General features: G+C 73.1%; 14 protein-coding genes. 11 read left to right on the top strand and 3 right to left on the bottom strand.

Annotation, left to right across the window (positions count from 1 at the left end; all coding sequences use genetic code 11):
- Window positions 1-19: 19 nt before the first annotated feature.
- Both ACIBIW_RS26155 and ACIBIW_RS26150 read left to right on the top strand, forming a co-directional pair.
- The gene (locus ACIBIW_RS26155; RefSeq protein ID WP_399339464.1) at window positions 20-2,209 is read left to right on the top strand and encodes a hypothetical protein; all 2,190 of its coding nucleotides are present in this window, start codon (window positions 20-22) and stop codon (window positions 2,207-2,209) included.
- Between the two features lie 279 nt (window positions 2,210-2,488).
- Entirely contained in the window at window positions 2,489-3,784 is a 1,296-nt protein-coding gene (locus ACIBIW_RS26150) for a glycosyltransferase family 2 protein (protein ID WP_399339463.1), read from the top strand.
- A 13-nt stretch (window positions 3,785-3,797) separates the two neighbouring features.
- On the opposite strand, the gene ACIBIW_RS26145 is transcribed toward ACIBIW_RS26150, so the two are convergent.
- The gene (locus ACIBIW_RS26145; RefSeq protein WP_399339462.1) at window positions 3,798-5,852 is read right to left on the bottom strand and encodes a hypothetical protein; all 2,055 of its coding nucleotides are present in this window, start codon (window positions 5,850-5,852) and stop codon (window positions 3,798-3,800) included.
- A gap of 198 nt (window positions 5,853-6,050) precedes the next feature.
- Window positions 6,051-7,370 (bottom strand): polysaccharide pyruvyl transferase family protein, encoded by a 1,320-nt coding sequence (locus tag ACIBIW_RS26140; RefSeq protein WP_399339461.1) that lies wholly within the window; start codon window positions 7,368-7,370, stop codon window positions 6,051-6,053.
- A gap of 301 nt (window positions 7,371-7,671) precedes the next feature.
- Here ACIBIW_RS26140 and proB point away from each other — a divergent pair, with 301 nt between their 5' ends.
- The 5 genes from proB to ACIBIW_RS26115 all read left to right on the top strand — a co-directional run bounded on the left by proB (window position 7,672) and on the right by ACIBIW_RS26115 (window position 12,761).
- The gene (proB, locus tag ACIBIW_RS26135) at window positions 7,672-8,832 is read left to right on the top strand and encodes a glutamate 5-kinase (RefSeq protein WP_399339493.1); all 1,161 of its coding nucleotides are present in this window, start codon (window positions 7,672-7,674) and stop codon (window positions 8,830-8,832) included.
- Window positions 8,833-8,952: 120 nt separating this feature from the next.
- Complete coding sequence (locus ACIBIW_RS26130) at window positions 8,953-9,450, top strand: hypothetical protein (RefSeq protein WP_399339460.1); 498 nt, start codon at window positions 8,953-8,955, stop codon at window positions 9,448-9,450.
- Window positions 9,451-9,580: 130 nt separating this feature from the next.
- A complete protein-coding gene (locus ACIBIW_RS26125; protein ID WP_399339459.1) occupies window positions 9,581-10,885 on the top strand; it encodes a glutamate-5-semialdehyde dehydrogenase in 1,305 nt (434 codons plus the stop codon).
- A gap of 106 nt (window positions 10,886-10,991) precedes the next feature.
- Window positions 10,992-11,570 (top strand): hypothetical protein, encoded by a 579-nt coding sequence (locus ACIBIW_RS26120; protein WP_399339458.1) that lies wholly within the window; start codon window positions 10,992-10,994, stop codon window positions 11,568-11,570.
- 102 nt (window positions 11,571-11,672) lie between these two features.
- Complete coding sequence (locus tag ACIBIW_RS26115; RefSeq protein ID WP_399339457.1) at window positions 11,673-12,761, top strand: hypothetical protein; 1,089 nt, start codon at window positions 11,673-11,675, stop codon at window positions 12,759-12,761.
- Between the two features lie 21 nt (window positions 12,762-12,782).
- Here the strand turns inward: ACIBIW_RS26115 and ACIBIW_RS26110 are convergent, their stop codons facing one another.
- Window positions 12,783-13,886 (bottom strand): M48 family metallopeptidase, encoded by a 1,104-nt coding sequence (locus ACIBIW_RS26110; RefSeq protein ID WP_399339456.1) that lies wholly within the window; start codon window positions 13,884-13,886, stop codon window positions 12,783-12,785.
- 129 nt (window positions 13,887-14,015) lie between these two features.
- Between ACIBIW_RS26110 and ACIBIW_RS26105 the strand changes: the two genes are divergently transcribed.
- The 4 genes from ACIBIW_RS26105 (at window position 14,016) to ACIBIW_RS26090 (ending at window position 17,706) form a co-directional block, all read left to right on the top strand.
- Window positions 14,016-14,531 carry a hypothetical protein gene (locus ACIBIW_RS26105; RefSeq protein WP_399339494.1) on the top strand — a complete coding sequence of 172 codons (516 nt, stop codon included), beginning with the start codon at window positions 14,016-14,018 and terminating at the stop codon, window positions 14,529-14,531.
- Between the two features lie 197 nt (window positions 14,532-14,728).
- Window positions 14,729-14,884 carry a hypothetical protein gene (locus ACIBIW_RS26100; protein ID WP_399339455.1) on the top strand — a complete coding sequence of 52 codons (156 nt, stop codon included), beginning with the start codon at window positions 14,729-14,731 and terminating at the stop codon, window positions 14,882-14,884.
- Between the two features lie 55 nt (window positions 14,885-14,939).
- Window positions 14,940-15,566, top strand: a complete 627-nt coding sequence (gene nadD, locus ACIBIW_RS26095; protein ID WP_399339454.1) for a nicotinate-nucleotide adenylyltransferase — start codon at window positions 14,940-14,942, stop codon at window positions 15,564-15,566.
- Between the two features lie 19 nt (window positions 15,567-15,585).
- The gene (locus ACIBIW_RS26090) at window positions 15,586-17,706 is read left to right on the top strand and encodes a LytR C-terminal domain-containing protein (RefSeq protein WP_399339453.1); all 2,121 of its coding nucleotides are present in this window, start codon (window positions 15,586-15,588) and stop codon (window positions 17,704-17,706) included.
- Window positions 17,707-17,839: the final 133 nt, after the last annotated feature.

The following is a 17,839-nucleotide window of genomic DNA, read 5'->3' as shown; positions in this document are numbered from 1 at the left end:
CCCCAGAAACAGGTCTTCCGTGATATCAACCGCCATACGCGTCGCCCGGGTCGGCTCGGGCGCCGAGCTAGCCGCCGCCGTGCTGATGCTGCTCGGATACCCCGGCATCCTGGTGGCGGCGCTGCTGCCGAGCGCCGCCGGGTTCGCCGTCGCAGGCGCCGTGACCTACCTGGCGGACAGATACCTGCACCACCGCGGCAGCTATCTGATCAACCGGCTCGGCAAGGTCCGCGCCGGTCTCTCCATCCGCTTCCTGATCCGCGAACTGCTGCTGATCCTGCTCCTGGCCAGGGCCGACCTCTCCGAGACGCCCGTCTTCTACGCGGCCATCGCCTGCTTCCTGGTCTTCTTCGGCTTCCAGGCCCCGCACAGCGCCCTCACCACCCTCATCAGGGCCCGCCGCAGGCTCCCCGTCGCCACCCGCAACGTGGACCTCTCCACGGTGCGCATCCCCGACGCGCCCCCCACCGCGCTCACCCACCGCGCCGCCGAGAAGATGCTCCACCTCGACCTGTTCGCGGTGGCCGGACTGCTCGTCGCGGCCGGGTCCGACACCCCCGTCTGGGGCTACGCGGGCATCGCGGTCACCCTGGCCACCGGCTTCGTCTACCTGCTCGCGCTCGTCCCGTACATCCGCGGCAGGCGCATCCCCTCCAACGCCGAGACCGTGCTCGCCGGGGTCGACGCCTGGCTGCGCGACTACCGGCCCGAGACCGTGCTGTACTTCTCCGGCTCCAAGGACTCGGCCTACCAGGTCAACATGTGGCTGGACACCATGGAGCGTCTTGACAGCCGCCCGCTGGTCATCCTCCGCGAACGCGTCATCCTCAAGAAGCTCGCACGCACCGGCGTCCCGGTCATCTGCGTGCCGGGCGGCGTCCACCTGATGCAGATGGACCTCTCCACCGTCCGCGTCGCCCTCTACGCCGCCAACGTCGGCAAGAACATCCACCTGCTGCGCGTGCCCACCATGAAGCACGTCTTCATCGGCCACGGCGACAGCGACAAGCTCGCCAGCGTCAACCCGTTCAGCAAGGTCTACGACGAGGTGTGGACCGCGGGCCGGGCGGGACGCGACCGCTACGCACTCGCCGACATCGGCGTACGCGACGAGGACATCGCCGAGGTCGGCAGGCCCCAGCTCGCCCCCATCCTGCCCGCCTCCGGCACCCCGCAGGGCCGTATCCCCACCGTCCTGTACGCGCCCACCTGGGAGGGCTGGGACGACGACCCGGGCAACACCTCCCTGCTGCTCGCCGGCGAGAACATCGTCAAGGGCCTGCTCGCGGCCGACCCGCCGGTACGCGTCCTGTACAAGCCGCACCCCTTCACCGGCACCCGCAGCGCCCGCGCCAAGGCCACCCACCAGCGCATCGTCGCCCTGGTCGAGCGCGCCGCCGCGGAGCGCGCCGGCAGCACGCGGTGGACCGCGGACACCGCTGCCCAGGACGCGGCCCGCGCCGACATGGCCCGTATCGAGGCACGCCTCGACGAGCTGAAGGGCGGCGGGGGAGAGGAGCGCGACGAGGCCGAGGCGTCCCGCGACGGCATCGCCGACCCGGCGCGCGAGGCCGAGGCCGCCCGCCTGCGGGACGAGTGGAACGCCGCCTTCTGGCGCTCCTTCCCCGGCTGGGAGCACCGCGTCATCGAGGGCGCGGAACCCCGCCTCTACGACTGCTTCAACGTCAGCGAGGGCATGGTCTCCGACATATCGAGCGTGGTGTCCGACTTCATCGCCAGCGGCAAGCCCTACGCCGTCACCGACTCCGCCGGGCTCGGCGAGGACGAGTTCAAGCGGCAGAACACCGCCGTACGGGCCGCCGTGATCCTCGCCAACGACGCGGCCCGCCTCGGCGACCTCCTCGCCGCCGTGCACGCCGCCGCCGCCGACCCGCTGACCGAGGCCCGCGCCGGGCTCAAGGAGTACCTGCTCGGCCCCGACGAGCCGCCGTCCATCGACCGCTTCAACACGGCCGTCGCCGACCTCGCCGCCCGCGCCCGGGCCCGCAACGAGGCGCAGGAGCAGCCCGGGGAGGCCACCGCCATCCCCGTGCAGCGGGTCGACACCCCCGGGCCTCCGCCCGCCGCGGCAGAACTCCCCGACCTCGCCGAGAACCCGGCCGACCCGGAGGACCCGGAGGCCGCGGAGGAGGCCGACGAAGGGCCCGCGGCCCCCGTCCCCTCGGAGAGCGAAGCGTCCCTGGGCTGACCCGGCCCACGACCGGCCCGGCCCCCGTGTGCGAACACGGCGGGGCCGGGCCTTTCGCGTGCCCGCACCGGGCACCGCGCATCCCTGGTAAGACGCGCGAAACAGCCCCCGTGTTCGCCCGCCGCGCGTGTTCCTTGTCACGTGGACCGGAGGTTACGTCCCGTACAACGAAAAGCGGCGCCGTCGTGTCTACCCCAGCGTCCGGAAGGCGCCGGGAGACCACCGACAGCCGCCCGGACGCCGTTTCGAACATCCGGGAAGCCAGGACGGGGAAAGAGCATGACGGTTCCAGAGGTGAGCGTCGTCATCGGCGCGTACGAGGCGATGCCCTATCTGGTGACGTGCCTGGAGTCCGTCGAGGCGCAGACACTGCCCGCCGGGCGCATGGAGATCATCGCCGTCGACGACGGCTCCACGGACGGCACGGGCGCGTACCTGGAGGAGTTCGCCGCGCGCACCGCCATCCCCACCCGGGTGATCAGGCAGGCCAACTCCGGCGGCCCCAGCGGCCCCCGCAACGTCGGGCTCGACCTCGCGCGCGGGCGCTTCGTGTTCTTCCTCGACGCCGACGACCGGCTCGGCCCCGAGGCGTTCGAGCGGATGGTCGCCATGGCCGACCGCAACGGCACCGACGTCGTCCTCGGCAAGGTCGAGGGCGTCAACCGCGGCGCCCCCAAGTCCATGTTCGGCGAGAACCGCGAGCGCACCGACGTCTTCTCCTCGCCCATCAGGTACTCGCTGAGCGCCCAGAAGCTGTTCCGCAGGTCCCTGCTCACCGCACACGGGCTGCGCTTCGACACCTCGCTGACCACGGGCGAGGACGCCCTGTTCACCATGGACGCCTATCTGCGGGCCGACGGGGTCTCCGTCGTCGCCGACCACGTCTGCTACTACCTCGTACGCCGCGACGACGGCAAGCACGCCACCCGCCGCGGCACCCACGTACGGCGCTTCGACTCCGCACGGGCGCTCATGGGCCTGATAGCCGAGCGCGTCCCCCCGGGCCCCAAGCGCGACCTGCTCCTGCTGCGCCCGTTCACCGTCACCCTGCTGCCCCAGTTCGGCAAAACGTTTCTGAAGGACACCGAGGACGTCCGCCAGGAGAAACTGGCCCTGGCCAAACCCCTCATGGACGCCCACTTCACCCCCGGCCTCGCCCGCCGGATGAAGGTGCTCCAGCGCCTTCAGCTCCACCTGGTCGCCGAGGGCCGCACCGACCTCCTCGACGACGTCAACCGCTTCGTCGCGGAGAAGAAGGCCCCCGAGATCGTCCTCGCCGACGACGGCCGCGGCATCCACCTCGCCTACCCGCACTTCCGCGACCCCGCGGCGGGCATCCCCGACTCCGTCTACCTCGCCACCGTCAGGGAGACCGTCACCGTCGGCCCGCGCCCCTCCACCACGCCCCGCGCACGCGGCGTGCGCGCCGTGCGCCGCCTCGCCGGCCGCTTCCTGCGCAGAGGCGGCCCGCCGCGCCCGCCACGCGCCCCCGCGACCGGCCCCGCCGCCGTCCTCCCGGCGCCCCGCAGCACCACCCGCGGCGCCGCGGCGGCCAAGGAGAAGAAGCCCGTCTGAGCAGGCCGGGCCGCTACCGGCCGCGCCGCGCCTGCCCCGCCGCCGAGGCCGCGCCCCCGCGCGGCGTCGGAACACCCCGGGCGCCCTGGTCAGCCATCCGCTCCCGGTGCTCGTCAGAGGCCCGGCACAGCGCCCGCGCCGCGTCCGTGAAGCGCACCGCGGACGGCGGCTCGGACGGCCCGAGCAGCCGCAACTTCAGCGCCCGCCGCTCCGGCGCCAGCCGGTCGCGCTCCGGGCGGCGCACCGTGTCGAGCAGCGCGGGCACCCCGCCCGCGTCCGGCGCCAGCACGGTCGCCGCCCGCACCGTCGGGAACGCCTCACGGAACGCGTCCTCGTCCAGACCCGTCGTGTTGGCCACCGCGTACGGCTTCTCACTGCTCAGATAGTCGGAGATCACGCTCGACACGTCGCTGACCAGCAGATCGGCGTGGTTGAAACAGGAGTACAGCGTCGGCCGCGCACCCGTCACCACCTGGTGCGCGCCGCTCGGCAGCGACGCCCAGTACGCCGTCTCCCACGCCGCCATCGCCTCCGCCACCGCCGCCGTACGGCCGGGCTCGGGGCCGCGGCCCTGCGCCCGCATCCGCTCCATGTCGTCGGCCGCCCTGCGAAACCGCGTCGTGGTCACCCGGGCCAACTCCTCGGTGCGCCGCACCAGTTCCGCGCCCGCCTCGGTGCGCGCCCCCGGCCGCCCGCCGTGCCCCGCGCGCGTGTTCGCCTCCTCGATCAGCGCCCTGATCCGCTGGTCGGCCGCCCGCGCCTCCGGATCGACCGAGCCCGTCATCGGATGCGGCTTGTACAGCAGTCGCACCCCGGGGTCCGCGAGCAGCGCCCGTACGACGTTCTCCCCGGCCAGCACCACGGACGTGTTGCCCGGATTGCCGTCCCAGCCCTCCCAGGTCGGCGCGTACAGCACCGTCAGGTACGAACCGGTCGGCGGGCCCTCGTACGGGCGCACCGCGTCCAACTGGGGGCGGCCGATCTCCACCACGTCCCGGTCGTCGACCCCGACGTCCGCGAGCGCGTACCGCTCCCGCGCCGCGGGACCCGCCACCCACACCTCGTCGTACGCCTTCGCGTACGGATTGCACGACGACAACTTGTCGCTCTCGCCGTGGTTGACGAACGCGTGCTTGATCGTGGGCACCCGCAGGATCTGCGACGTCTTCCCCGAGTTCGCCGGGTGGATGAGCATCTTCAGCGTGGAGTGCTCAAGCCGCATCAGATGGGACACCTTCGGCAGGCACACCACCGGCACGTCCGTCGCCGCGATCCGCTGCACCATGAACCGCTCCCGCAGCACGATCAGCGGCCGCCCCTCAAGGAGCGCCACCGGACCCAGCCACATGTTCGCCTGGTACGCGGAGGAGGCGCCGCCGGAGAAGTACATGCCCGCCGTCGGCCGGTAGCGCCCCAGCCACTCGTCGAACCAGGCCAGCACCTCCGCCTCGCCCGGCGGCCTGCGCCACGGCAGCAGCCGCACCAGCAGCGCGCACAGACCGAGCCCCGTCAGCACACAGGACAGCGCCGCCCCCGCCACCGCCCAGCGCGCCCCCGCGCCCGCCGCCGTCGCCAGCAGGCCGCACGTGGCGGGCAGCCCGAACGCCAGCAGCCGGTCGCCGGGGCGCCGCAGCAGCCGCGGCGGCGCCGCGGAGAGCCGCAGCGCCGAGGTGTCGATATTGCGGGTGACCACCGGCAGGGTCCGGCTGCGGCGCACCAGGATCGCCGCCGCGTGACAGCCGAAGTGCAGCGCGTAGAACGCCAGCAGCGCCAGCACCGCAGCCAGCAGCCCCGCGTCCTCGCCCGCGACCAGCGCCGCCGCCACCAGCAGCAGGTCGCGCAGCACCTGCCGCAGCGTGGCGTCCGCGCGCACCCGCCCGAGCGCACCCGTCACCGCGCGCCCCCAGCGGTGCAGCGCGGCATCCGTCACGTACCCCGCCGCGAGCGCGCCCGCGAGCAGCCGCAGATCGGGCAGCAGGGCACCGGCGGCCTGGACGGCGCAGGCGGCGGCCAGCAGCAGCGGGCCGAGGAGACGGGCCGCGGGGCGGCGGCGCCTGGTGGCGGGCATCGGGAGACTCCAAGCGGTGCCAGGACCCGACCGGCCGGGCCCGTGGTTGCCCTCCTCAACGCCGGGGCGCTCCGCTTGGTTATGGCCGCGCCCGGGGTTTCCCCCGAGCGGCGGCCCAGCTCGTGGGCCCGCCGACCCCACCGGGGACACCCACGGGAACCCGCCCCTGCCGCTCTACGGGGCGGGCGGGCAGGCGCGCTAGAACTTCAGCGCCCGCTTGATCGGCCGGCCCACCACCCGGCGCGCCTTGCGGTACACCGACTGCGGCGCCGCCGGAGCGGCGACCGTACGGGCCGCCCGCCGCTCCAGGGCCGCGTTGCGCGCCGCCAGCTCGGCCATCTGGTCCCGCATCCACGCGAAACGCGCGCTCACCTCCTCGACCCCTGCGCTCGTCCACGGCCGCACCGCGGGCGGGAACGCGAGCGACCGCATGCGCTCGTCGAACGCCCTGCCGCCGTCGCCGTGCGTGAAGGTGTTGTCCAGGCCGTTGCGCGCGAGGAAGTCCACGAAACGGTCGAAACGGTCCCGGTGCCCCTTGACGAACGGCCCGAAGTCCGCCTCGGCGAACAGGTCCTCGGGACGCAGGTCGTCCGGGATGTCGGGGATGGTGCGGTGGGGTATCTCGAAGTAGCGCGCCAGCTCCAGCGTGCGGGAGTCCCCGCACAGCACCGTCGCGGGTGTCCCGGCGAGCAGCGCCGCGATATTGCCGTGGATACGGGCGCCGAACGAGTAGTCGAAGTCGCGCAGTTCGTCGATCCACGTCACCGGGTCGACGAACACCCGCACCCGGCCCTCACGGAACATCGGATGCTCGGGATGGGTCGGCATCGAGCGCGGCGCCTCCTTGGCGTCGTACGCCTCACGCCAGTGCAACTGCCGCGCCTCGGTGAGGTTCTGCCCGATGAACACCGTCTCCGGGTATTCCTCCCACGCCCCGCGGACGATCCGCGCCAGCCGCTTCTGCTTGAACGAACCGTGCGAGCCGTTCACCGCGATCCGCGAACTCCGGTCGAGACCGCGGCCCTTGACGATGTCGACCGTGTCACCGTCCTGGAAGAGCGAGGGGCAGCCCACCACCTCCACCGCGGTGAAACCGAGGTCACGCAGGTACTTCTCGGTGAACTCGCCCCGCACCCCGATGGTGGCGCTGCGATCCAGCACCGCCGACACGAACGCCCGCACCGAGTCCGCCATCGGGGCGAGCCTGGCCGGGTTGTAGTCGAGACCGGTCTGCGCGCCGACCCCGGCCACCACGACCGGGATGCGCAACCGCGAGATCAACCGGGTCAGCCGGATCAGCGAACGCTCGAACGACGGCCGGAACGCGTTCGCCAACGGCACCACGAAGACGTCGAACTCCTCGTTGATACGGCCCGCTTCGGCCACCGGGGTCTGAATCCCGTTCGAGACGACCTCGGTGCCGGGCGTCTGGAGGATCTTGTGCGTGGCGTCACTGAAGATCAGGTTCCCGGAGTTCGTCGCGATGACATCCTGGTGCAGCGCGTCCTCGACGGTCATGGCAGTGAAGGGACTTTTTCCCGATCTGAGCAGGATGCGCTTCACTTTATGGGGGCTAGATGCCATGGGTTAACGCTAAGTTTGCGCAACCGTCAATTACCAGAGGGCGACGGCACAACCTTTTCACCGGACGCGTGATGCGAGCGACCTGTCACACCCCGTACGCCCCCACTGGTCGGCGCCCCTGCCCCGCCCCCGCCGTCCGCCCACCGGAACCCGGCGGCGCACCGCGCCCGACTCACGTACATTGCCGACCATCAGGTACCACAGCGGACACCGGGCGGCCGACGGCCGCGAGTCGATGGGAAAGCACGTGCAAACGGCAAGACAGGACGTGGCCTCGGCCCGCAGGATCGTGGTGAAGGTCGGCTCGTCCTCACTCGCCGACGCCGCGGGCGGCCTCGACGCCGACCGGGTGGACGCCCTCGTCGACGTCCTCGCCACCGCGCGACAGCGCCCCCCGGCCCCGCCCGGCGGCCGCCCCCGCGAAATCGTCCTCGTCTCCTCCGGCGCCATCGCCGCCGGCCTCGCCCCCCTCGGACTGCGCCGCCGCCCCCGCGACCTCGCCCGCCAGCAGGCCGCCGCCAGCGTCGGACAGGGCCTCCTCATGGCCCGCTACACCGCCTCCTTCGCCCGCTACGGCATCCGCGCCGGCCAGATCCTGCTGACCAGCGACGACACCAGCCGCCGCGCCCACCACCGCAACGCCTCCCGCACCCTCGACAAACTCCTCGCCATGGGCGCCCTCCCCGTCGTCAACGAGAACGACACCGTCGCCACCGACGAGATCCGCTTCGGCGACAACGACCGCCTCGCCGCCCTCGTCGCCCACCTCGTCCACGCCGACCTCCTCGTCCTCCTCTCCGACGTCGACGGCGTCTACGACGGCGACCCCCGCCTTGCCGACAGCACCCGCATAACCGAGGTCCACGACCCCGCCGACCTCGATGGCGTCCCCATCGGCAGCACCGGAAAGGCAGGCGTCGGCACCGGCGGCATGGTCACCAAGGTCGAGGCCGCCGCCATCGCCGCGGCCGCCGGCATCCCCGTCGTCCTCACCTCCGCCTCCCACGCCGCCGACGCCCTCGCGGGACGCGACACCGGCACCTACTTCCACCCCGCCCCGCGCCGCTCCGCCGACCGCCTCCTCTGGCTCCAGCACGCCTCCACCCCCCGCGGCGCCCTCATCCTCGACGACGGCGCCGTACGGGCCGTCGTCGAAGGCCGGAAATCACTGCTGCCCGCCGGTATCGCTGCCGCCGAAGGCGAATTCACCGCGGGCGACCCCGTCGAACTCAGGGACACCAGCGGCCGCGCCATCGCCCGCGGCCTCGTCGGCTTCGACGCCCGCGAGATCCCCCGGCTCATGGGCCGCTCCACCCACGACCTGGCACGAGAACTCGGCCCCGCATACGAACGCGAAGTCGTACACCGGGACGACCTCGTCCTCCTGACCACCTAACTTCCCCACCACCCGACGCCCCACCGGTGTACGTTCCGCAAAACCGCCGCGCGGAGCCCGCCGAAACTGCTCAACTTTGAGACAGCACCGTTCCGCACCCCCACGTGCAAGGAGGCTGTCGTGAGACGAGCACGCCCGGGAGCCACGCGCCGCGCGACCGGCGCCTCCCGCGCCCTGGCGGCCGTCGGCGACCGCCAGGACGGCCGCCCCCTGAAGAGCGTCGCCGCCGGAGAGACCTGCCGCGCCACCCAGCAGACCGGCGACCAGGGACGGGCGCCGCGGCTCTGGCACATCACCCTCAGCGTCTCGGGCGCCGACACCCCGCCGGCCCGGGTACGCCGCGGACTCGAACAGCTCGCACACGACCACCCCTTCCTCCTGACCAGCAGATACGCCGCGGACCACGCCGAGATCCGCTACTGGGAGGAGGCCCGCGACCTCCATGACGCCGCGGCCGTCGCACTGCGCCTGTGGGGCGAACACCGCACCAGCGCCGACCTCCCCGCCTGGGAGATCGTCGGCCTCGAAGTCATCGACCGGGACACCTACCACCAGCGCGTCGCCGAGGGCTACGAACCCCGCCCCGGCGGCTCCGTCGCCATCCGGCCGTTCTTCTGACCGCCACCCCAGCCACCCCCCCCGCCACCCCCGCAGACCCCCGCGGGCACGGCGCGGGGGCGGCCCGGCCACGTCTCGCGGTGTGGGACGGCCCGGGAAACGCCGCCCGCCGCCCACTACCCTTTCCGACATGACGTCGCTCTCCTCGCCCCTCCCCGGCTCCCCGTACGACAGCATGTCGCCCGTCGCACAGGCCGCCTACCGCGCACGCAGCGCCGCGGCCGACATCGCCCCGCTGCCGAGGGCCACCAAGGACGACGTCCTCCTCTCCATCGCCGACGCCCTCGAAGTCCGCACCAGCGAGGCCGTCGAGGCCAACCAGCTCGATATCGCCCGCGCCCGCAAGGCGGGCACCAGCGAGGCGATCATCGACCGGCTCACCCTCACCCCCGACCGGATGCGCGCCATCGCCTCCGACGTCCGCGACGTCGCCGCGCTGCCCGACCCGGTCGGCGAAGTCGTCCGCGGCTCCACCCTCCCCAACGGCATCGACCTGCGCCAGGTCCGCGTCCCCCTCGGCGTCGTCGGCATCATCTACGAGGCCAGGCCCAACGTCACCGTCGACGCCGCCGCACTCTGCCTCAAGTCGGGCAACGCCGTCCTGCTGCGCGGCTCCTCCTCCGCACGCGACTCCAACACCGCCCTCGTACGCGTCCTGCGCGACGCCGTCGGCGGCGCGGGACAACCCGCCGACGCCGTCCAACTCGTCCCCGGCGAGGGCCGCGAACCCGTACGCGAACTCATGCGCGCCCGCGGCATGGTCGACGTCCTCATCCCCCGCGGCGGCGCCTCCCTCATCCGCACCGTCGTCGAGGGCTCCACCGTCCCCGTCATCGAGACCGGCACCGGCAACTGCCACGTCTACGTCGACGCCGCCGCCGACCTCGACATGGCCGTCGACATCCTCATCAACTCCAAGGCCCAGCGGCCCAGCGTCTGCAACGCCGCCGAGACCCTCCTCGTCCACCGCGACATCGCCGACGCCTTCCTGCCCCGCGCCCTCGACGCCCTCGCCGCCGCCGGAGTCACCGTCCACGGCGACCCCCGCGTCCTCGGCCACGCCGCCACCACCAAGGCCACCGTCGTCGAGGCCACCGTCGACGACTGGGAGACCGAATACCTCTCCCACGACATCGCCGCCGCCGTCGTCGACTCCCTCGACGCCGCCGTCGCCCACATCCGCCTCTGGTCCTCGGGGCACACCGAGGCCATCGTCACCGGTTCGCAGCAGGCCGCCCGCCGCTTCACCCAACTGGTCGACTCCACCACCGTCGCCGTGAACGCCTCCACCCGCTTCACCGACGGCGGCCAGTTCGGCTTCGGCGCCGAGATCGGCATCTCCACCCAGAAGCTCCACGCCCGCGGCCCCATGGGCCTGCCCGAGCTGACCACCACCAAGTACATCGTCACCGGGGACGGCCACACCCGCGGCTGACCCCGCAGGCCGCACGCCGCACCGGCCCGCCCACGGCCCGTCTCGACTGGCGGGAGAATATCCTTACCGTCTGCCCAAAATGACCCCCAGGACGTAGGCTTGTCACGTGCCGGAGGACGTGGGGGGTTCGCCGTTTCCGGACGGCTGGGAGCCCGACGACGACCGCGGAGGCGCGGACGAGGAGTTCGCCTCCGTGGTGTTCGACGAGGACTTCGTCCGGGCCGCCACCATCCACGAGCCCACCGCCGTCGAGCGGCTGCTCGCCGCCGCCGAGGCCAGGGCCGAAGCATCCGAGGCCGAAGGCCGCAGAGCCCGCGCCCGCGGACCCCACCCCGACGAGGAACCCCCCGAGGACTTCTTCACCGGCGGCCCCGGCGGTTTCGGCGCCCACGAGTTCGACGACGGCCTCTACGACCCCGACGTACTCGACGACGGCTACGGCCGCCCCCGCGGCCACCGCGCCCGCTGGCACCGCACCGTCGCCTGGATGCTCGCCCTCGTCATGGGCGTCGGCATGGTCGCCCTCGCCTTCACCGCCGTCTACCGCGGCGCCTCCGGCGGCCGCCAGGACCGGGTCCCCGCGCCCGCCTCCACCGAGGTCGGCACCGACACCGGGCCACCCAGGATGGGACCCCCCTCCGGCACCCCGACGGCCACCGCCACCGCCTCCCCCGGCGCGCGCTGACCCACGCCCGCCGCACGGAGCGGCCGGCAGAGAAAAGTGACAAACCAAAGTTGTCGCGCAACCGTGCGTTTACCCGACTCCCCGGCGACCTACCCTGAAGGTATGGGCGGGCAAGGACATCCCCCGGACGGGTCACACGACGGCGCGCCAGGAGGCAGCGAGGACGAATACCGCGGGGTCGTCTTCGACGAGTCGTTCATCCGAGCTGCCCACCTCCAGGAATCCTCGGCCCGCGAGCGCGTCACCGACCACGCCCCGGCCGTACGGCGCCGCCTCACCGCCCACCGCCGGCTCTCCCGGCAGGCCATCGTCCTCGTCCTGCTGATGGCCGTCGCCTTCGGCACCGCTGTCTACATGGGCGTGACCAGGCCCGGCACCCCCGCGGCCCCGCCGCGCCCCCGCGCCCTGCACATGACGGTGATCCCCCTCGCCCCCCAGCACCCGGTGCCGGGCGAGGCCCACGCCGCCGAACTGTTCGCCCACAGCCCCGCCGCCCACTTCAAGACCGGCGGCGCGGGCATCACCCTGCCCACCACCTGGCACGCCGAGCACTTCTCCGACGGCCAGGTCATGACCGCCCTCACCACCGCCAAGGACTACCTCGTCGAGTCCTCCCTCGACCCCGACGTCCTCACCAAGGGCTCGGTACGCCCCGTGCGGATACTGGTCGATCCCGACCAACTCCCGCAGTTCGACCGCAGCTTCAAGCACCCCGCCGCCGACGGCAAGCACGCCCCCATCGGCTGGCTGATCCGCTTCGACCCCACCACCACGGCGCTCGCTGACGCCCACGCCCGCACCAGGGGCACCCTCACCGCCGCCGAGACCGGCCCGAACACCCTCCAGGTCACCTCGGACCACACCTTCGTCTACGCCCTCAAGGCCGCGGGCACCGCGGCCCACCCCCAGGTGTCGCTGTTCACCGTCCGCCGCGAACTCGTCTTCCGCTTCGACCGCGCCGACCTCCGCCTGCACCAGGCCGAGTTGCTCAGCGCCCAGGTCCAGGCGGGCCCCATGTCCTGCCCCGTCGGCTCCGCCGACACTTTCCGGCCACTTCTCGCCGGGGAGAAGGCCACCCCCGGCGGCCCCAACACCGGCACCGACCCCTACGCCACCGGCGCCGCCGCCGAACTCTGCGGCACCCTGGCCACGAAGGCGGAGCCGACCGCCGCGTCCGCGCAGCACGGCTGAGCGCGGCGGCCGGCCCTCTGGTCAGGAGGCGGCGGGCTCGGGGCCGCCGTCGTCCTCCGTGCCCGCGTCCTTCTTCCCGCCTCGGCCGCGGCTGCCGCCGAAGACGTCGCGGACCTTGCCGCCCAAGTCGCCCGCGCCGCCCGCGAGATCGCTCATCAGCTTCATCAGCGGGTCCTTCGAGTCCCGTACGTCGCTCGCGTAGGCCGACGCCGACTGGCGGAAGGAGTCGGTGACCGAGGTGTCCTTGTCCTCGTCGCGCCGCGGGTAGTGGCCGTCCATGATCCGCTGGTAGTCACGGGTCGCCGCCCACGCCTTCAGCTCGGCGGCACGTACCGTCGTGAACGGGTGGCTGCGGGGCAGTACGTTGAGGATCTTCAGTACGGAGTCGCGCAGGTCGCCGCCGCCCTCGTACTCCTCGGCCTGCTTCAGGAACTCGTCGACGTTCATCTCGTGCAGATGGTGGCCGCCCGCCAGCTTCATCAGGCCCCGCATCGACGCCTGGAGGTCCTGCCCGACCAGCAGCCCCGCACGGTCGGCCGACAGCTCCGACTTGCGGAACCACTCCCGCAGCGCCGTCACGATCGCCATGATCGCCACGTTGCCGAGCGGAATCCACGCCACCCGCAGCGCCAAATTCGTCAGGAACAGCAGGATCGTGCGGTACACCGAGTGCCCGGACAGCGCGTGCCCGACCTCGTGCCCGATGACCGCCCGCATCTCCTCCTCGTCGAGCAGTTCGACGAGGGCCGTCGTGACCACGATGATCGGGTCGCCGAGGCCGATGCACATCGCGTTCGGCACCGGGTTCTGCGACACGTAGAGGGCCGGGACCTTCTCCAGGTCCAGGATGTAACAGGCGTCCCGCAGCATGGCGTTGAGGTGGGCGAACTGGGCGTCCGACACCCGCACCGAGTCCGACAGGAACAGCAGTCTGAGGCTGCGCTCAGGCAGCAGGCTGCTCAGCGCCTTGAACACCGTGTCGAAGCCGCTGAGTTTGCGCAGCGCCACCAGCGCCGACCGGTCCGCCGGATGCTCGTACGCCCGCGAGGAGATCCCCGGAAATCGGGTACGCCGCCTGCTGGGCACCCGGTCGCCCTGCTCGGGCGTTCCCTGGCTGTCGCTCATGTCGTCCCCCTGCCGTCCTGCTGTCGTCCTGTCGCGCCGGGGCGGATGCCGCGGCCACCACCCCCGAGGTGGGCCCCAGCCTAGGCGGAGTTACGGTTGCGGGGCAGCAAAGGTGAGGAGTCGTCCGTCATGGCACCCAGTTCGCATACCGCCCTGCTCGCGGCGGCCCACGCCACAGGCGAGCACGGCGCGGGCCCGCTGCTGCGCACCGTCCTCGTCGTCATGCTGGTCGGCTGCGCGCTCACGGGCTGGTTCCTGCTGCGCGGATACCGCCAGGAGCCGGACGCCGCGCGGCCCGCGGAACCCGAGCGGCCGGACGGCGGCACACCGCCCACGGACCCTGCGGACCCCGCGGCGCCTGACAGCGAGAGCCCCGCAGAGGACGGCGGCGACGGTCCGCGGGAGCCCGCACAAGACCCGGCCGGGACCGCCGACACCGAGCGCAAGGCCACCGGGAAGGCCACCGGGCACGAGACCGCCGGGCGCAAGGACGCGGCGGACGAGACCGTGGGGCGCAAGGAAGCGGGGGACTCCGCCGTAGCGGCCACTGCGCCCGTCGGGTCGGCCGAGGCCGCCGAGCACGCCGAGCCCGCCGACGCCGAGCGGGCGGCGCCCGCCGGGGCCGGACCCCGGCAGCAGAGCTGACCCCGGGCCGCCTCCCCGAGGCCCGTGCGGCCCCTGGGGCGCGTGACCCTTCTCATACCCGCGCGGCCGCTCACGGCCCCCGCGCAGGCGCCCGAGACCGAGTCGGCGTGAGCATCCTCACCCCGCACGCCTACGATGGCCCCATACGTCGATCTCCGACGATGCCCGATCCCACCTCCGGATAGGTCCTGCCGACGATGAGCCTCCACAGCACCGCTGCCCTGGTCAATCTCGCCGCCGAGGGCGAGGGCGGCAACCACCCCAGCCTCAGCCCCATCCTCACCGGCGGCGGAGCCCTCGTCATCCTGCTCCTGCTGCTGTGGATCACCACCCGCTTCAACCGGGACCGCTGAGCCCCGCGCGCCCGGCGCGCGAGCACCACCGTCCGGGCCGGTAGGGTCTGCACGCATGGGAGAGCAGGACACGCCTACCGGCCCGCAGAGCGGCGCCAAGCGCCGGCTCGGCGTCATGGGCGGCACATTCGACCCGGTCCACCACGGGCACCTCGTGGCAGCCAGCGAGGTCGCCGCCCTGTTCGACCTGGACGAGGTCGTCTTCGTACCCACCGGGCAGCCCTGGCAGAAGAGCGACGCCGAGGTGTCGGCGGCCGAGGACCGCTACCTGATGACGGTGATCGCGACCGCGGAGAACCCCCAGTTCTCCGTCAGCCGCATCGACATCGACCGCGGCGGCCCCACCTACACCACGGACACCCTCCGGGAACTCCACGAACTGAACCCGGACGCGGACCTGTTCTTCATCACCGGTGCCGACGCCCTCGGCCAGATCCTCACATGGCGTTACACAAGCGAGCTGTTCTCCCTGGCACACTTCATCGGAGTCACCCGGCCGGGACATCCGCTCACGGACCCGGGGCTGCCTGAGGGCGGGGTCTCCCTCGTCGAGGTGCCCGCGCTCGCGATCTCGTCGACGGACTGCCGCGCCCGGGTCGCGGCGGGCGCTCCCGTCTGGTACCTGGTCCCGGACGGTGTGGTGCGCTACATCGACAAGCGCAACCTGTACCGCGGCAAGTGAGCCCCGAGGGAGGGCAGCGGTGAACGACCGCTACGACGGCCACGACGGCTACCAACAGGGTGGCCCCCAGTACGAGATCGTCGGATACGACGAGTACGGCCGCCCGGTCCACCGCCAGGTCGCGCCCCCCCAGGGCCCCGCCACCGGCTCCTACCCGGCCAGCGGCGGCGGGGCCCCCTACGGCTACGACGACCCGTACGGCACCGGGCAGCAGCCGCCGGTCCCACCGCAGGACCCGTACGGCACCGGCTCCCACCGGCCCCCGCGCGACCCCTACGGCACCGGGCACCAGGCCCCCGTACCGCCCCAGGACCCGTACGCGCAGGGCCCCGCCCCGCACGGCTCCTACGCACAGGACCCGTACGGCACCGGCACCCAGCGGCCCGTGCCGCCGCAGGACCCGTACCGCACCGGCACCCAGCGGCCGGTGCCGCCGCAGGACCCCTACGGCACCGGGCCGCAGCGGCCCGTACCGCCCTACGACCCGTACGGCACGGGACAGCAGCCCGTGGTCCCGCCGCAGGGCCAGTACGGGACCGAGTACGGGACCGGTTCGCACCAGCCGCCGCAGGACCTCTACGCCACCGGGCCGCAGGCCCCCGCACCGCCGCAGGACCCGTACGGCGGCGGCCACCGGGGCGGCGGACGGCCGGGGGCGCCGTACCCCCCGCGCGGCGGCCAGGTCCCGGCGGACCCCTACGGGCCCGGGCCGGGGGCCACCGCGCACATACCCCGCCAGCAGGGCCGCGGGCCCGAGGCCGGTGTGCCGGGGGAGGGGCCGGGCGGCGGTGACCCCGAGGACGACTACGAGACGGGGGAGTTCTCCTTCGTCGAGGAGCCCGACGAGGACTCCGAAGACGTCATCGACTGGCTGAAGTTCACCGAGAGCCGCACCGAGCGGCGCGAGGAGGCCAGGAGGCGCGGCCGCCACCGCGTGGTGGCGCTGATCGTGGCGCTCGTGGTGGTCGTGGCGGGCGGCGTCGGCTACCTCTGGTCCACCGACCGGCTGCCCGGCCTCGGCGGCGACAGCACCAAGGGCGGCGCCGCGGCGGGACCCCAGGACCGCGACGTCATCGTGGTGCACCTGCACAACACCAAGGGCGGCGGCACCTCCACCGCCCTCCTCGTCAACAACGCCACCACCAAGCGCGGCAGCACCATCCTGCTGCCCAACTCGCTCGGCGTCACCGACGACGACGGCAGCACCACCACCCTCGCCAAGTCCGTCGACGACGACGGCTCCGCGGGGACCCGCGACTCGCTCGACACCCTCCTCGGCACCAGCATCCAGGGCACCTGGCGGCTGGACACGCCCTACCTCGACAACCTCGTCGAACTCGTCGGCAACATCGACATCGACACGAACACCGACGTCCCCGACACCCCGGCCAAGGACACCTCGGACAAGGGTGCCTCCGACGACGCCAAGGGTGCCTCCGACGAGGACGCCAAGGGCGGCTCCGTCCTCGTCCGCAAGGGCGAGAACCAGACACTCAGCGGGCCCATGGCCGTCGCCTACGCCACCTACAGCGCCCCGGGCGAGCCCGCGACCGCCCAGCTCGAACGCTTCGGGCAGGTCATGCTGGGCGTCCTGCGCAAGCTGTCCTCCGACCCAGGCGCCGCCACCACCACCGTGGAGACCCTCGCGCAGATCCTCGACCCGTCGCTCAGCGACAAGGACCTGGGCGCCTTCCTCGCCAAGCTCGCCGACCACGCGAAGGTCGGCGACTACAAGACCACCCTGCTGGCCGTGAAGCCGGACGGCACCCTCAGCCAGGACGCCGTCGACTCCGTCGTCAAGAACGACCTCGGCGGCGCCGTCAAGGCCCCCGACCAGGGCCAGAACCCGCGCGTCGGCGTGCAGAACGCCACCGGCGCCAAGGACGCGGCGGGCACCGCCCGGGTCGACCTGCTCAACGGCGGCTACACCTACGTCGACGCGGGCAACGCCGACACCCCCGCCACCACCTCCCAGGTCCGCTACGGCGACGCGGCTCACAAGACCGACGCTGCCGAGGTCGCCAAGACCCTCGACCTGCCCGACTCCGCGGTCAAGAAGGGCAAGGTCGCCGCCAACGCCGACGTCTCCGTCGTCCTCGGCTCCGACTTCGACTACAAGAAGCCGAGCCAGTCGCCCTGACGCCCCGCCCCGGCCCCGACGGGCCGGGGCCGTAGGAAAAAACGTGCGAGATGCGCCGCGCCGTCCGTGAGATCCTTGACCCAGCACCGGCCCCGCCCCAGGGCGCAGCGGCCCGGTGCCCCCACCCCGATCT

This window comes from Streptomyces sp. NPDC050560, from assembly GCF_044457285.1.
GTDB lineage: Bacteria > Actinomycetota > Actinomycetes > Streptomycetales > Streptomycetaceae > Streptomyces.
This window is presented reverse-complemented; position numbering and strand designations above follow the sequence as displayed.

Excerpts from the sequence above, each read along its gene's own strand:
- ACIBIW_RS26150 (WP_399339463.1), top strand. The coding sequence starts at position 2,489 with ATGACGGTTCCAGAGGTGAGCGTCGTCATCGGCGCGTACGAGGCGATG.
- ACIBIW_RS26145 (WP_399339462.1), bottom strand. The coding sequence starts at position 5,852 with ATGCCCGCCACCAGGCGCCGCCGCCCCGCGGCCCGTCTCCTCGGCCCG.
- ACIBIW_RS26140 (WP_399339461.1), bottom strand. The coding sequence starts at position 7,370 with ATGACCGTCGAGGACGCGCTGCACCAGGATGTCATCGCGACGAACTCC.
- proB (WP_399339493.1), top strand. The coding sequence starts at position 7,672 with ATGGGAAAGCACGTGCAAACGGCAAGACAGGACGTGGCCTCGGCCCGC.
- ACIBIW_RS26125 (WP_399339459.1), top strand. The coding sequence starts at position 9,581 with ATGACGTCGCTCTCCTCGCCCCTCCCCGGCTCCCCGTACGACAGCATG.
- ACIBIW_RS26115 (WP_399339457.1), top strand. The coding sequence starts at position 11,673 with ATGGGCGGGCAAGGACATCCCCCGGACGGGTCACACGACGGCGCGCCA.
- ACIBIW_RS26110 (WP_399339456.1), bottom strand. The coding sequence starts at position 13,886 with ATGAGCGACAGCCAGGGAACGCCCGAGCAGGGCGACCGGGTGCCCAGC.
- ACIBIW_RS26105 (WP_399339494.1), top strand. The coding sequence starts at position 14,016 with ATGGCACCCAGTTCGCATACCGCCCTGCTCGCGGCGGCCCACGCCACA.
- ACIBIW_RS26100 (WP_399339455.1), top strand. The coding sequence starts at position 14,729 with ATGAGCCTCCACAGCACCGCTGCCCTGGTCAATCTCGCCGCCGAGGGC.
- nadD (WP_399339454.1), top strand. The coding sequence starts at position 14,940 with ATGGGAGAGCAGGACACGCCTACCGGCCCGCAGAGCGGCGCCAAGCGC.